14 protein-coding genes and 1 pseudogene are annotated in these 14,533 nt (G+C 40.6%); 4 read left to right on the top strand and 11 right to left on the bottom strand.

The genetic code is table 11. The annotated features are described in order from the left end of the window. Positions 1–87 precede the first annotated feature (87 nt). Positions 88–570, bottom strand: coding sequence for a YajQ family cyclic di-GMP-binding protein (locus L1D51_RS02465; protein ID WP_054551104.1), 483 nt, complete (start codon positions 568–570; stop codon positions 88–90). A gap of 158 nt (positions 571–728) precedes the next feature. Here L1D51_RS02465 and L1D51_RS02460 point away from each other — a divergent pair, with 158 nt between their 5' ends. After that, complete coding sequence (locus L1D51_RS02460; RefSeq protein WP_055021578.1) at positions 729–1,079, top strand: VanZ family protein; 351 nt, start codon at positions 729–731, stop codon at positions 1,077–1,079. Then, positions 1,072–1,965 (top strand): ketopantoate reductase family protein, encoded by an 894-nt coding sequence (locus tag L1D51_RS02455; protein ID WP_239962475.1) that lies wholly within the window; start codon positions 1,072–1,074, stop codon positions 1,963–1,965. The genes L1D51_RS02460 and L1D51_RS02455 overlap by 8 nt, the downstream gene beginning before the upstream one ends. Before the next feature lie 171 nt (positions 1,966–2,136). Here L1D51_RS02455 and thiI read toward each other — a convergent pair whose 3' ends face one another. Both thiI and L1D51_RS02445 read right to left on the bottom strand, forming a co-directional pair. Then, positions 2,137–3,594 (bottom strand): tRNA uracil 4-sulfurtransferase ThiI, encoded by a 1,458-nt coding sequence (thiI, locus tag L1D51_RS02450; protein ID WP_239962473.1) that lies wholly within the window; start codon positions 3,592–3,594, stop codon positions 2,137–2,139. A 108-nt stretch (positions 3,595–3,702) separates the two neighbouring features. Continuing rightward, on the bottom strand, positions 3,703–4,356 hold the full coding sequence (locus tag L1D51_RS02445) for a TetR/AcrR family transcriptional regulator (protein ID WP_054560933.1): 654 nt from the start codon (positions 4,354–4,356) through the stop codon (positions 3,703–3,705). Positions 4,357–4,574: 218 nt separating this feature from the next. On the opposite strand from L1D51_RS02445, the gene coaD reads away from it, so the two are divergent. After that, positions 4,575–5,057: a pantetheine-phosphate adenylyltransferase gene (coaD, locus tag L1D51_RS02440; RefSeq protein ID WP_054551099.1), complete on the top strand. Its 483-nt coding sequence runs from the start codon at positions 4,575–4,577 to the stop codon at positions 5,055–5,057. Continuing rightward, complete coding sequence (locus L1D51_RS02435; protein ID WP_239962465.1) at positions 5,054–6,430, top strand: capsule assembly Wzi family protein; 1,377 nt, start codon at positions 5,054–5,056, stop codon at positions 6,428–6,430. The genes coaD and L1D51_RS02435 overlap by 4 nt, the downstream gene beginning before the upstream one ends. Before the next feature lie 10 nt (positions 6,431–6,440). On the opposite strand, the gene L1D51_RS02430 is transcribed toward L1D51_RS02435, so the two are convergent. From L1D51_RS02430 to argC, 8 genes and pseudogenes are all read right to left on the bottom strand, one after another. Next, complete coding sequence (locus L1D51_RS02430; RefSeq protein WP_239962463.1) at positions 6,441–6,911, bottom strand: hypothetical protein; 471 nt, start codon at positions 6,909–6,911, stop codon at positions 6,441–6,443. Between the two features lie 651 nt (positions 6,912–7,562). Beyond that, positions 7,563–8,093: a hypothetical protein gene (locus tag L1D51_RS02425; RefSeq protein ID WP_138599670.1), complete on the bottom strand. Its 531-nt coding sequence runs from the start codon at positions 8,091–8,093 to the stop codon at positions 7,563–7,565. An 18-nt stretch (positions 8,094–8,111) separates the two neighbouring features. Beyond that, on the bottom strand, positions 8,112–8,318 hold the full coding sequence (locus L1D51_RS02420) for a hypothetical protein (protein WP_239962461.1): 207 nt from the start codon (positions 8,316–8,318) through the stop codon (positions 8,112–8,114). A 251-nt stretch (positions 8,319–8,569) separates the two neighbouring features. After that, positions 8,570–10,434, bottom strand: a pseudogene (argH, locus tag L1D51_RS02415) (argininosuccinate lyase). A 53-nt stretch (positions 10,435–10,487) separates the two neighbouring features. Then, the gene (locus L1D51_RS02410; RefSeq protein ID WP_054551091.1) at positions 10,488–11,690 is read right to left on the bottom strand and encodes an argininosuccinate synthase; all 1,203 of its coding nucleotides are present in this window, start codon (positions 11,688–11,690) and stop codon (positions 10,488–10,490) included. A 9-nt stretch (positions 11,691–11,699) separates the two neighbouring features. Beyond that, positions 11,700–12,620 carry an ornithine carbamoyltransferase gene (locus L1D51_RS02405; RefSeq protein ID WP_054560941.1) on the bottom strand — a complete coding sequence of 307 codons (921 nt, stop codon included), beginning with the start codon at positions 12,618–12,620 and terminating at the stop codon, positions 11,700–11,702. 7 nt (positions 12,621–12,627) lie between these two features. After that, complete coding sequence (gene argB / locus L1D51_RS02400) at positions 12,628–13,389, bottom strand: acetylglutamate kinase (RefSeq protein ID WP_239962459.1); 762 nt, start codon at positions 13,387–13,389, stop codon at positions 12,628–12,630. Next, positions 13,389–14,399, bottom strand: coding sequence for an N-acetyl-gamma-glutamyl-phosphate reductase (argC, locus tag L1D51_RS02395; protein WP_054560943.1), 1,011 nt, complete (start codon positions 14,397–14,399; stop codon positions 13,389–13,391). Before argC ends, argB begins: the two co-directional genes overlap by 1 nt. Positions 14,400–14,533: the final 134 nt, after the last annotated feature.

The raw sequence follows: 14,533 nt of genomic DNA, 5'->3' as shown, positions 1-14,533 counted from the left end.
TTGTCTCAAAATACGCTCCTTGTAAAGTTCAGAAACTTGTAGGCTTATAGCTTAAAACTTACAGCTTAAAGCTAAAAACATAGAGTATTAATCGCGGAAGTTTTTGAACTGGAATGGTTGACCTAAATCAGCAGTACGAACAACTTGCATTGCTTCTTGTAAATCATCACGCTTTTTACCAGTTACACGTAATTCTTCACCTTGAATGGCAGCTTGTACTTTGATCTTTGAATCTTTGATTAACTTAACGATTTTCTTCGCTACGTCTTTTTCGATACCTTGCTTGAGAGCAACGTCACGCATTACGTATTTACCGCTACGCGACTCATCTTTAAGCTCAAGGCTAGATACATCTAAGCCACGCTTTGAAATTTTCGCAGCAAGAATGTCAAAAAGTTGCATAACTTGTTGTGGTGCTTCTGCTTTTAACTTGATTACCTTGTCACTTAGTTCGATTGATGCATCAACACCACGAAAATCAAAACGCGTCTCTAGTTCACGCTTTGCATTATCTACTGCATTCTGCGCTTCGTTCATTTCTACTTCAGAAACAATATCAAATGAAGGCATGGGGTTCTCCTAACATAGTCTTTTTTAAATTCATTTATGGTTGGCAATTATAACGCTTATTTGTCGATTCTTTCTATTTTTATCCGGCTTGTTCAGGTGCGATGCAAAAATTGTTTGATATACTGGCCATTCAATTTCGGCATTTTTTAGGGTTTATTGTGACAAGGCGTGTTTACCAAGTTATCTTTTTAGCCAGCATTATTGGCTTTACAATTTTATTTGCCAAAGAAATTAAAGGGGTGAGCAACCTATTTCCACACGTTGATAAAGTGGCGCATTTTGGTATTTTCTTTGTACTGGCCATGGTGATGGACAAAGCCTTTAAATTGCCACTTATGGTGCAAATTTTACTGTTAGCCGGATATGGTGCAGCCATAGAGTTTATGCAAGATATGCTGCCTTACCGTCAAGCTTCGGTTGGGGATTTTGTCGCTGATTTTATCGGTGCAGTTAGCTACTTTATCATTAAACTTGGTTTTCATTTAGGTAGTAAACAACGTAATGGCTAACATTTTAATTGTTGGCGACGGTGCGATTGGCTTGTTGTTTAGTCATTTTTTATCTGCGCAACATGACATTACATTACTGACCCGTAAGCCGACCCTGACCACGCGTTTTTATCAAGCGAGTAATGGTAAATCACACCCTATCAAAGCCCGTATCATTAATCACAAAGAGCTAAGTCAATCCGCCCCCTTTGACTTGGTGTTAATAACAGTAAAAGCATTTCAGGTGCAAACTGCCTTTGGACAAGTAAAACCTTACCTCAGTAAAACATGCCAAATAGTTCTTTCTCACAATGGCATGGGGAATGTTGATGAACTGAATGCTCTGCTTTTAAAAACGCAAGGGTTAGCGTTTTTAACAACGCGTTTAGCTGGTTTTAAAACAACGCCTTATAGTGTGAGCCATACAGGTAATGGCGAAAGTGTGTTAGGTGCATGTAATGCAGCTGCAAGCAAAAATCTCGGTGAGCTTAAGCAGCAGTTTAGTTACTTACCACACTTTTATGTGAGCGATGATATTCACTCATTACGATGGCAAAAACTGTTAGTGAATATTGCTATTAACCCGTTAACAGCGATTCATAACGTAAAAAATGGCCAGCTACGTGCACCGCAATTTAGCACGCGCATTATTAATTTACTTAATGAAGCGTGCCTAGTCGCCAATAAACAAGGGGTTAAAGTAAAACTCAGCGAGGCGCTGGATCAAGCCTATTCTGTGATGACAGCCACCGCTGAAAACTTTTCTTCTATGCAGCAAGACATCAGCCATAATCGAGAATCTGAAATTGATGCAATTTGTGGTTATGTGTGCGAGCAAGGCGCTAAGTTAGGGGTAAAAACTCCCTATAATCAGGCCATGCTGAGCATGATAAAAATAAAAAGTTAATTAGCTGCTAGTTACTAGGGGAAAGAGTAAAAAGTTAAGCTACAAGGGGAAAGGAGAAAGAGTAAAGTTACTAGCTTCTCGTTTCTCGTTTCTCGTTTCTCGTTTCTCGTTTCTCGTAATTATTTCAGACATTAAAAAAGCGCGAACATGTCGCGCTTTTATCAGTATCTCTTACGGGCGATACACTTTTACGTTGCTAAAGCCTTCTTCGTGCAAGATCAGCGCTTGAAGCTGACTCATCACACCTTTAGCGCAGTATAAGTAATATTCTTTATCTTTTGGTAAGTCACCAAATTTAGTCGCTAAGCGGAAGAAAGGTAAATGCACAACTTCAATACCTTCAAGCTCTAGTGGGTTTGCATCTTCTTCATCAGGTGAGCGAATATCAACAACAACCGCTCCTTTTGGTAAATCAGATACAGACTCAGCTTCTTTCACTTCTTCTTTTGCTTCGGTGTCGATATCACGAATATCCATCACACGCGCATTTTCAACAACTGTATTTAGCACGTCGAAGTCAAACTTAGCTTCTTCAGCAAGAATCGTTTTTATTTTAGCTTTAACTGTTGGCTTTTTAGAAATCACACCACAGTATTCAGGCATGCTTTCTGCCATCTCAGCCGTGCCGATTTGACGCGCAATATTGATTATATCTTGCTTGTCGTGTTGGATTAACGGGCGAATGATTAAAGTTTCCGTCACACGGTCAATCACACTCAAATTAGCCAATGTTTGGCTTGATACCTGACCAATACTTTCGCCAGTTACTAGTGCTTGTACACCTAGTTTTTCTGCAACTTGGCTACCGGCACGCATCATCATTCGCTTAAGCACAACACCCATTTGGCTGTTTTCAACGTTCTCTAAGATTTCTGCTACAACAGGTTCAAAATCAACAGTAACAAACTTCACTTTATGAGTAGAGCTGAACTGTTTCCAGATATAATAACTCGCCTGCTTAACACCGATTTCGTGCGCAGCACCACCTAAGTTAAAGAACAAGAAGTGAGTACGTGCACCTTTACGGATCATTTGGTAGCTTGCAACACCAGAGTCAAAACCACCCGACATAAGCGACAATACATCTTCTTGTGTTGGCAGCGGGAAGCCCGCCATACCTAAGTGAGTTTGAGTAACAATGTATGCTTTATCATCACGTACTTCTAAGCGAACAGTCACTTCAGGGTGAGATAATTTAACGCGCGCACCTTCAACATGCTGGTTTAAACCACCACCTACGTAGCGCTCTACATCGCTCGATGTGAAATCATGCTTACCAGAACGTTTACAACGCACACAGAAGGTTTTGCCCGCAATCGTATGGCCGATTAGTTCAAGTGCTTTTTGGTAAATATCGTCGATTGAGTCGAAGTCTGTTTCTGTTACTTCAATAAACTGTACGATACCTGGAATGCGTTTTAAGCCATCGATAATATCTAAGCGAACTTGCTCAGATTCTAGCAAGCTAACAACAGAGATATTGTCCCAGTTGTTTCTTACCTGAACTTTTTCGTCAACACGACGCAAAACGATCTTAATGTTATTTTCTAATAACTTGGTAAAACGCTTACGAACAGATTTACTCTTGATCGCGATTTCAGGGTGTAATTTGACGATAAATTTAAGCATAGTTCACTCTTAGACTGTGGATTTCACACGCCCTGAGGTATAGCAACCTCAAGGGCGCGCGATTATAACAAAAATTATAGCGTCTAGGAAATAAACTGCTTTGCGGGATTATTGTTCGCTTTGCTCTGTTTCAGCAAGGGCTAAATACTTAGCTCTTAATTGGTTAACTTGCTCTAGGTGTTGCTCAGTGCAATGAGCTTTTAAAAGCAGTAATACTTTTAAAATACCGTTATAAATATCAGCTCTGGCAAGTTCACCACTTAAGCGACGAGCTTTGATGTAAGGCGTCCAAAAGCTCACGGTCATTTTAAGCATATGCGCAAGTTCTGTAACATCTTCGTCTTCAATGCAAATAACACCACCTTCACGTAATGCAAACAGCACATCTTTGACTTGCTCTAAAAGCTCAGCTTGAAACGCAATGTAGCCTTTTTTCAGCTCTTCATCACGAGATAAAATATCGCCTAAGTTGTCGTAGAAAAACTGAAAACGCCACATTAATTCAAACAGTGAATCTAGATAACCGGCTAGATTCTCTAGCGCATCATCATCAGGCGTCAAAGGCTTAAAGTGTGTGTGTAAGTGGTCGCTATACAAAGCAAATATGTGACGAATAATATCTTCTTTATTTTTAAAGTGATAATACAAGTTACCTGGGCTTATCCCCATATGCGAAGCGATATGATTGGTTGTTATGGCACGCTCACCGTGGCGATTAAATAACTCGATGCTGGTGTGTATGATCTTGTCCTTTGTGCTCATAGCCTAATTACTCTGTTTTTTTATGATTATTACGGTCCCCAGCCGAGCAGTATAAACAAATGCGCGACAATTAAATACTACCTTGAAAAATATTAACCTCAATCGGCTTAGTACCTTATATAGGTGAATGCTCCTAATCCGATACGCGTATTTTCTAAGCTGCATAGTCGAGAAAACACTGTTAATATAGCAGGCAAATTTATAAATCGCTGATAGTTATGAACGTTACTGCAATCTATCCGGGCACTTTCGACCCACTTACAAATGGCCATACAGACTTAATTCATCGCGCGGCAAAAATGTTCGATAAAGTAATTGTTGCCATTGCGCATAACCCAAGTAAGCAACCCTGCTTTACTCTTGATGAGCGCGTTGAGCTTGCTAATAAAATTTTGGCGCATCTTGATAATGTGAGTGTAATTGGTTTTTCAGGCTTATTAGCTGATTTAGCTCGGGACCATAAAGCCGAAGTGCTTATTCGTGGTATTCGTGCGGTGTCTGACTTCGACTATGAATTTCAGTTAGCGAACATGAATCGTCGCCTGAATCCAGATCTAGAAAGTGTATTTTTAACACCGGCAGAAAAAAATTCATTTATTTCATCGACTCTCGTCAAAGAAGTCGCACGCCACAATGGCGATGTGAGCGAGTTTGTTGACCCTATTGTAGCTAAAGCCTTACAGGATAAAATTCACGGATGAAATTAAAAAAGTTCATTAGCTTAACTGCATTACTAATGATCTCTGCACCAAGTGTTGCTGGGCCATGGATAGAAAGTGACGACCCGTTACTTCGCGCTTCAATCGAAATGCTATTTAACCAAGGCATTATTAAACAGCCTATTAATAGCTACCCATTAATGTGGCAAGGTATCGCACGCGACCTAGACGTTGCCAATACAAGCCAACTAGATGAGCAAAGCTTATTTGCCTACCAGCATATTAAGCATGCCCTTGATAATGCTAAACAAAAAAGCAGCTCAGGTATTCGCCTAAACTACAACAGCGAACCTCTCGCTCAGCAAGGGTTTGGTAAACGCCACCAGCAAGAAAGCGGTATAAATAGTTATGGTTCAATCACAGGGAAGCGTGTTAGCGCTAAAGTCAGTGTAAATTACGCCGATGACGCCCTTGATAAGCAGCATGTTACTTACCAAGATAGCTATTTAGCCGTACTCCTGGGTAATTGGTCACTTAGTGCGGAGCAAGTAAGCCATAGGTGGGGGCCAAGTAACGATAACGCCCTACTACTATCAAATAATGCGGCGCCAATGAAAGGCGTGCGCTTTACCAGAGCAAATACACAATATGTCGGCCCAAGTTGGTTATCATTTATCGGTAACTGGCAGTTAACGGGTATTTACGCCAAACAAAAGCCATATCTAAATAACTCAGATGACGGTGACTTTTGGGCGCTCCGATTTGCAAGTACCCCATTAACAGGCCTTGAAATAGCAATTAACAGTGCAGGCTCTGATTATTTAACTAACCTAGAAATTGACCCTGTTACACTCGAAAGCAATGAATCAACACACCGTTTAACGAGTTTAGATGTTAAGTACTCAACCACTTTAGCAGCTCAACCAGTGGCATTTTATGCTGAAGTAATGGGTCGAAATGAAAGTGGCTTAGCACCAAGCGAGCCATTTTATACGTTGGGTGTTGAAAGCTATTTTGGCTCGAAAGAGAGCCTACTAAAAAGTTACTTTGAATATTCAAATACAGAGCAAACTTGTGAGCAAATTAGCGATTGCGTATATGGCTCTGGTAGCTATACACAACGCTCGCGCTTAATTGGCAGTTCAACACCGCTACAAAGTAAATCGGCTATCCTTGGCGCCTATTACCACACTCTAAACGGTTATGGTGGCCATGCTAAGCTTCGTTGGATTGAAAGCGAAACCACACACGCTGAGCTCGCGTCAGATATGAGTCAGCTGCAGTTAGAACTCGGTTATCAGCAATCTGTGTTTAACGGCCTGTGGAAAGTGACAGGGCTTATTTCAAAGGATGAAATTGGTGATGAGTCAGAAACAAAAACAGCACTTAGAACCAGTTGGGAATACCGCTTTTAACTAATTGAGGTCAAGTTGGTTCAGCTTGACCTCGAATTCGCCTATAAAGCTTCACAAGCCCTAAAAAGTCTTTATTACTGAAAAGTGCGATGAGCATCATGATATCAATTAAGTTGACAGTAACTGTATAGAAGTCCCAAAACCACCAATACACGTAAGGTTCAGAGTATTGAATGTCTACATACATAACTAAAAAAATTGCCATGTTTGTCGATAACCCAGTGAACACATAAAGTTTTGCAGGTACTTCTTGCAAGGTTCTATTCTTACTAATGAAGAAAATTACAAGTACAGTTAAAAAATCAAATAGAGCCCAAACTAAATACCCGTCACTTGTCGCGAATATCTCAAAGCCTAGAGTTAAGCTCAATAAAGGATCTGCCAGTAAATATGATAAAAATAGCGCAAGGGACATGAGCATAAGTGTTGTGTCACTTTTTGCTGCCGCAGACTTTTTCACTAAATTAAAAAGAAATGCCATTAAAAATCCCCACATAACTAAGGTGGCAACATAAAAGCCGAAATTTTGTTGTATGAGAGCTAACATTTGAAGACCTTAGATTTGAAGAGAAGTAGGTAGAACACAGCCTTATTTATTTTTAAGTAAGTGTCGTTCATTCATTGAATTAATGTTTGAAAATTTTTCAAACATTCTTGTGTATGCTTTGTGAAGATATAGAAAATCTTTATTAACTAGTAATACGAGAATCATCGAGACATCTACAGTATTTACGCCAAATGAGTACAACGTCCAAAGAAACCACTCTGACTTGTTTTCGTATATAAAAATATCGATGTATATCGATAACATTAGAATGGAATTGAGAGTGAGCCCGAAGAGGATATATGTTGTTCCACAAAAGTTAACTACTTTAGCAAAATACATCCAAGCCAAGATTACAAAAATCGTTAATAAGTCAAAATACAACCAATTCAAATAGCTATAGATAGAAAGCTTAACGAAGCCACTGATGAAGTATGAAATCATCATAATAAAAGATATAACAAGAACTCGACTATCTGTTTTATTGATATTAATAGCTAAGTTAAATAAGAAGGCCATCAAAAAGCCCCACTCTATGAAGGCCCCTAATAAGTCCCCCAAAAAAGCATCTATATACATCTTTAAATTCTATAACTGCTTTTGAAGGTGTTTTGACTTACTTGTACGTAAAAAACGATTCTTTAAGGTATTTAGACCCAAGATATCTCTATCAACTATGAGTGCGATGATCATAGTAAAATCGAGTAAGTAGACAGTGAAAGAGTAAAAATCCCATAGAAACCAAGGGTTAACATTACCAGTAATATGTAAGTCATAATACATCAATAATTGAAGAATCGTATTTGAGCAAAGTACAAAAATTACATAGGTAAATGCTGGTGACTTAACACCCTTAATGAAGTAGGTACAACTAAAAATTACAGCTAAGGTAATTACATCATAGATAGCCCAACTTAGGTAAACACTTGAATTATCGAACCAAGAGAATAAATGATCACTTGTAAAGTAAGATGCAAAAACCACGAGCGATAGCATTAACAGAACATTATTTCTTTTAGCATTTGCAATCCAGAGAAAGGCATTAAAGAAAAATGCCATCATTAATCCCCATACAACCATTGCAGGAAGAGATAAACCAAAATGTTCTGTTAAATACATCTTTTACTCATAGTGTAATTAATTTGGGCGTTTATCCGGATCTAATACAATGATACCACCGCGTTGGATCTCAGCACCACCAGATAAAGCCAGCGCTTCACTTGATAAAGTTACTGTATCAGATTGCAGGGTTTTATTACTAGTAGTTTGTTCCAAAGCAGGCTTTGTTTGTTGCATTTGGCTGTATGCTTGCATTTGCAATTGGCTATTGTTTGAAATTTGCATAAGTTAATTCCTTTAAGTTAATTGTTTTTTCAGTACAGCTTACAATAGCTTGTAAGCTGAGTTAAGCGTTCTCATATTTTTGACGCTTTTTTATACTTCATCGCGACGTTGCCACCGCGCTGATAATAAAAGCAATTAACGATCCAACTTTTATAAATTTTGATCTTTTTGATCATAAAAGTCAGCAAATCTAAATTTCAGGCATAAAAAAACGCACAGGGGTAACCGTGCGTTTTTCTCATCCAGGGAATTTAAGCCACGTGTTTACACGGGATCACCGCGCTATTACTTGGCTTTAAAATATATTCCATTGCCACTTCATCGCAGTTCTCTTTGCGAAGGCAAAGCTCACAATCTTTGATCACTTTTTCTGGCAAACTGTCTTTGCTACAAAAGCTGAAACCTTGGCTTGCAAAAAACTCTGGCACTCTTGTCAGGACAATTACCCGACTAAGCGCCAAGCTTTTGGCTTTTTTTAGCAAATGTTCAACAAGTTGACGCCCCTGCCCGGCAATTCGTGATTCGGGGTCTACCCCGAGCGAGCGAATTTCAGCAAGGCCAGTGTCGTAAATATACAGCGAGGCACAGCCAGCAACTTGGTTTTCAACTTCTGTGACAGCAAACTCATTAATTGAGTGAATCATGTCGCTCTTAGCGCGTGGTAGGTTTTCACCTACCGTAGCCCAATGCTGAATAAGCTTAGCGATGGACTCAACATCATTTAAGGTTGCGTCACGTACCGCTATTTGCTGTTTTTTTTTGCGTATTTGATGGCACTTGTTACTTGCTCAAGAGAGGTACCACCCTGCGCTTGTCTTGCTTTAATACAGGCATCTATTTCTAATACAGGATATACATCTGATTCGAAAATGCTATGCACTGACTTAAATTGCTCTAAACTTAAATCTTCTAAGTTATTCCCTTGTGCAATAGCCATTTGCACGAGCGTACCAACAATGTGGTGACCTTCTCTAAATGGAATACCTTTTGCCACTAAATAGTCAGCAAGTTCAGTCGCATTTGAGTGACCTCCTTTTGCAGCTGCTAATGTTTTATCTGCATTAACTTTAATGCCTTTGATACACGCTTGCGCCATATGAATACATGCCAGCCAAGTTGGCATCGCATCAAATAAGCCCTCTTTGTCCTCTTGCATATCTTTATTGTAAGCAAGTGGTAGCGCTTTAAGTGTCATCATCATGGCACTGAATGCGCCAAAAACGCGGCCAGTTTTACCACGAATTAACTCTAGTGCGTCTGGGTTTTTCTTTTGCGGCATTAGTGAAGAGCCTGATGTTACCCCATCAGAGAGCTCAATAAAGCCCGCTTCACCCGAATTATAGAAAATTAAATCTTCGGCCATGCGTGATAAGTGGATCATCGAGATCGATGCACAGCTTAATAGCTCAACCACAAAATCACGGTCAGATACGGCATCAAGGCTATTGCGTGTGGCACCGGTAAAACCTAACCCTTCGGCAAGAGTTTGCCTATCAATCGGGTACGCAGTTCCTGCCAATGCACCGCTACCAAGTGGGCAATAATTCATACGGTTTTTGGCATCACTTAAACGGCTTTCATCACGTTCAAGCATTTCAACATAGGCCATACACCAATGACTAAATAACACAGGTTGTGCGCGCTGTAAGTGCGTGTAACCCGGTAAAATAGTACCTAGTTCACGCTCAGCTAAGGCAATAAACTCACCTTTAAGCTCTGCGATTGCTTCAAGAATATGCTCAGCAGTATCACGACACCATAATCGGAAATCTGTTGCTACTTGGTCATTACGACTACGACCAGTGTGTAACTTTTTAGCAAGGTCACCCACTTTATCAATCAGTGCTGATTCAACATAAGAATGAATATCTTCATGCCCTGCTACAGCCACTGCTTGTGGGTTCGCTTTAACCTCATCTAACAGCTTATTAAGTGCTGCAACTAAGTCATCGTATTCTTGCTGGTTTAGAACGTTTACTTGTTTTAACGCCCCCGCCCAAGCAACTGAACCAATAATATCTTGCTCTGCAAGTTGATAATCAAAAGGAAGTGAATCGTTGAATTGTTTAAACGCTTCATCTGGACCCGTAGAAAAACGTCCGCCCCATAGTGCCATTGAACTGTCTCCAAATTCGGCTATTGCCCTGCTATTGCAGGGCAATAATTAAATTACTTTTTCGTTAGTGCTGAGATTCTGCTAGATAGCGAGAATAAACGAATGAATCCTTCTGCATGTGATTGGTCATATACATCATCTTCACCGAAGGTTGCAAAGTCTTCGCTGTATAAGCTATTTGGTGATTTTTTCTGTACCGCAGTGACTTGGCCTTTATAAAGCTTAAGCACTACTTCACCCGTTGCTAACTTAGACAGTGATTCAGCACCAGCTAGAATCGAGTCTTTTAATGGCGTAAACCAACGACCGTCATAGACTAAGTGAGAGAACTCGCCACCAAGTACTTCTTTCCATTTACGGCTTGATTTATCTAGCACTAACTCGTCAATAGCTTGAAGAGCAGCCATGATCACAGTGCCCCCTGGTGTTTCATAACAGCCACGCGACTTCATACCCACTAAACGGTTTTCTACGATATCAACACGACCTACACCATGCGGCGCAGCAATGTCATTTAATTTAACTAGGCAGTCATATGGTTTAAGTGATTCACCATTTACAGCAACCACTTCACCTTCAACAACGTTTAATGTTACATATTCTGCTTCATTGGGTGCTTGCTCTGGCGAGTTAGTCCAAGTCCATACTTGATCACTAGGTTGGCACCATGGATCTTCAAGCTCACCACCTTCGTGAGAAATGTGCCAAGCATTCGCATCACGGCTATAAATTTTTGTTGCTGATGCAGAACACGGGATATTACGCTCAGCTAAGTAATCAAGTAATGATTCACGGCTTGATAAGTCCCACTCACGCCATGGTGCAATCACTTTTAGATCTGGTGCAAGGGCTGCGAAACATGACTCAAAACGCACCTGATCGTTACCTTTACCAGTACAACCATGCGAAAGCGCATCAGCACCTACTTTACGGGCAATTTCAACCTGCGCTTTAGCAATGATTGGACGCGCCATAGACGTACCTAGTAAATAAGTGCCTTCGTAAATAGAACCCGTTTTTAAAGTTGGGTAAATATAGTCACTGACCATTTCGTCTTTTAAGTCAACGATATGACATTCCGATGCACCTGAAGCAATGGCTTTTTCTTCAACGCCTTCAAGCTCTTCTGCACCTTGGCCAACATCAGCAACAAACGCGATTACTTCACAGCCGTAGTTTTCTTTTAACCATGGCACGATTGCCGATGTATCAAGACCACCAGAATAGGCTAGTACGACTTTTTTAATTGAACTCATTGGTGTTCCTTAAACAAAATTTGGATTTAATAATGTGACAAGTAGAGCATTTTGCGCGTGCATACGATTCTCTGCTTGTTGAATAATTTTTGATGCTGGGCCATCCATTACCTCAGAGGTAATTTCAAACTCACGATGCGCTGGCTGACAATGCAGTACAGTTTGCGCACCGGTTTTCTCTAGTAGGGCTTGGTTAAGCTGATAAGGCATATATTTAGCTTTAACCTGCTCAAGCGGTGTTTTATCACCCATTGAAACCCAGGTATCAGCATAGACTGCATTTGCGCCAACTGCCGCCTCAATTCTGTCACTCACCATGACAGAGGCACCATTCATTGCTGCAATTTGCTCTGCTTGCTTAAGAATTTGCGAATCTGGCGAGCTACCTTTAGGACAAACTGCAACAAAATCAGTGCCTAAAGTAGCGGCTAATAACATTAGAGAGTGTGTAACGTTGTTACCTTCACCTAAGTAAGCAAGCTTTAGTTTGCTAACATCGCCATGCACTTCTTGCAGCGTTAAAAAGTCAGCAAGCGCTTGGCACGGGTGATATAAGTCACATAAGCTATTAACAACTGGCACCGATGAATATTCAGCAAGCGTGGTTAGTGTTTTGTGTGCATTCACGCGAGCAACAATGCCATCAGCCCAAGTTGAGATATTAAGAGCAAAGTCTTTAACCGATTCACGAGCGCCCATGGCACCATTTTGTGAATCTAAATAAACTGCGTGACCACCCAGTTTATTAATACCAATATCAAATGATAAACGAGTACGTAAACTTGGCTTTTCAAACAATGTAACCACTGATTTGCCCGCTAATGCTTGGCTGAAGTCTGTTGGGTTTGCTTTAATTTTTTGCGCTAAGTTTAGTAATTTAAGTGCGCCTTTTTGGTCTAACTCAAGACCATTTAAGAAATTCTTTAACATGAAATACCTATGGTGTAATTTTCGTTCCTACATGTTCGCCTTTTAATAAAGCGACTAAGTTCTCTGGCTTCAGCCAGCTTGAGATATACACACCACGTCGTAAATGTTGGGCAGCAAGAAGGCTGGTCTTTACTTTGACCTCCATCCCGCCCTGAATGACTCCTTCAAGGATAAGTGTTTCGATTTGCTGCGTATCAAGTTGATGTAGAGGCTGCTTATTGGCATCAAGCACAGCTTCTACGTCTGTCATAAAAATAAGTTCTGCATTAAGCTCTTTAGCGATAGCCGCTGCAGCTTCATCTGCATTGACGTTGTACCATTGGCCATCTTCTCCAAAGCCAATAGAGCTCACTAGGGGTAAACGACCTTGTTCAAGCATGCTAGGTAGCACGCTGTCACAACTACCTGAGCACTGACCTACTTGCGCCAATACTTTAAGTTTTTCAGATACCAGTACACCCGCTTCATAAAGGCTTAAACCCACAGGTTTGTGGCCAGCGCTGATTGCTTGGCTCATCAATTGTTTATTGGCACAACCGGCAAGAGCACCAACAATATATGGCATTTGCTCATTTGGGCTAATACGTAAGCCTTGATGTTTTGCAGTTACAAATCCGGCGTCTTTAAGCCAAGCATCAACCAAGGCTCCACCACCATGAACAATCACAAAGTTATCTTGTTGCTCAGAGGCTAAAACATCAAAAAGCGCTTTTGCGGCATCTGCGCTATTTAACACAGCACCACCGACTTTAATGATCCAAGTTTTCATTACAGCGCTCCTACTAAGCCAGTATGGTGAGGTTCACCCATGGCTAAATTAATGCACTGTAATGCTTGCCCAGCTGCACCTTTTAGAAGGTTATCAATCGCTGACATAACGATGAGTTGCTCACCTTTTTGTTGCCATGCAATATCAACAAATGGTTGCTTAGCCACGCCTTTAATGCTTGGAATTTTATTGCCAAGTAAACGAATTAACGGCTCGTTAGCTAATACTTGATAAGCCGCATTCACTTGCTCTGCAGTTACGCCTGGTTTTAATTGCACATAAATAGTTTCTAAAATTCCACGGGGGAAGTTACCCAAATGTGGCGTGAATAGCACAGGGTGACCAAGGTGCTGCTCAATCTCAGGTGTGTGTCTGTGGTTAAACAAGCCATAAGGAGCAAGTGACACTTCGCAAAAATGCGTGTTAACACTGGCTTTTCTGCCAGCGCCTGTAACACCTGACACTGCATTAACAATAATGGCTTGATCAGCTAATAGCCCTGCTTCTTTAAGTGGTTTTAAAGAATTAAGTGCTGCTGTAGGGTAACAACCCGCTACAGCTACAAGGTTCGCTTTACTAATCGCATCGCCATTCCATTCAGCTAAACCATATGCTGCTTGCTCTAAAAGATCAGGGTGTTCATGTGCGAAACCGTAATAAGTCAGGTAATCCTCATTCCCAGCTAAACGGAAACCACCAGATAGGTCGAATACTTTTTTACCCATGGCTAAAAATTGCGGCGCAAGATCAACACTGACCTTGTGATCTGTACACAGGCATACATAGTCAGCATTGCTTTCGATATCTTTGTACGCTTCAGAAGTTAGAGGTTGTAGTGGGTACTCTAACAATCCAAGGTGCTCAGGGTATAAATCGCTTAATAATTTACCTTTATCTAAACTCCCTTCAGACACATAACATGCTTGTAGGGTCAGTTTTGGGTGCTTAGCAACTAAACTTGCTAGCTCTGCGCCGCTATAACCACTTGCGCCAATAATCACTACATTCATTGCTTACTTTTACCTATTAAATCTGTTTATCGATACGCCTAAAATTACTCGCTCAATTGCGAATAAAAACACTGTCTAAAGTAATGAAATCAGGTTATCGTCGTTTCGTGTTCATCGTACAGCTTTACTAATAT

Source organism: Pseudoalteromonas shioyasakiensis (assembly GCF_022398475.1).
Lineage (GTDB): Bacteria > Pseudomonadota > Gammaproteobacteria > Enterobacterales > Alteromonadaceae > Pseudoalteromonas.
The sequence above is the reverse complement of the archived record's forward strand: the minus strand, read 5'-3'. Positions and strand labels throughout refer to the sequence as shown.

Coding starts and splice junctions, on each gene's coding strand:
- L1D51_RS02465 (WP_054551104.1), bottom strand. CDS start 570: ATGCCTTCATTTGATATTGTTTCTGAAGTAGAAATGAACGAAGCGCAG.
- L1D51_RS02455 (WP_239962475.1), top strand. CDS start 1,072: ATGGCTAACATTTTAATTGTTGGCGACGGTGCGATTGGCTTGTTGTTT.
- thiI (WP_239962473.1), bottom strand. CDS start 3,594: ATGCTTAAATTTATCGTCAAATTACACCCTGAAATCGCGATCAAGAGT.
- L1D51_RS02445 (WP_054560933.1), bottom strand. CDS start 4,356: ATGAGCACAAAGGACAAGATCATACACACCAGCATCGAGTTATTTAAT.
- coaD (WP_054551099.1), top strand. CDS start 4,575: ATGAACGTTACTGCAATCTATCCGGGCACTTTCGACCCACTTACAAAT.
- L1D51_RS02435 (WP_239962465.1), top strand. CDS start 5,054: ATGAAATTAAAAAAGTTCATTAGCTTAACTGCATTACTAATGATCTCT.
- L1D51_RS02430 (WP_239962463.1), bottom strand. CDS start 6,911: ATGGCATTTCTTTTTAATTTAGTGAAAAAGTCTGCGGCAGCAAAAAGT.
- L1D51_RS02425 (WP_138599670.1), bottom strand. CDS start 8,093: ATGTATTTAACAGAACATTTTGGTTTATCTCTTCCTGCAATGGTTGTA.
- L1D51_RS02420 (WP_239962461.1), bottom strand. CDS start 8,318: ATGCAAATTTCAAACAATAGCCAATTGCAAATGCAAGCATACAGCCAA.
- L1D51_RS02410 (WP_054551091.1), bottom strand. CDS start 11,690: ATGAGTTCAATTAAAAAAGTCGTACTAGCCTATTCTGGTGGTCTTGAT.
- L1D51_RS02405 (WP_054560941.1), bottom strand. CDS start 12,620: ATGTTAAAGAATTTCTTAAATGGTCTTGAGTTAGACCAAAAAGGCGCA.
- argB (WP_239962459.1), bottom strand. CDS start 13,389: ATGAAAACTTGGATCATTAAAGTCGGTGGTGCTGTGTTAAATAGCGCA.
- argC (WP_054560943.1), bottom strand. CDS start 14,399: ATGAATGTAGTGATTATTGGCGCAAGTGGTTATAGCGGCGCAGAGCTA.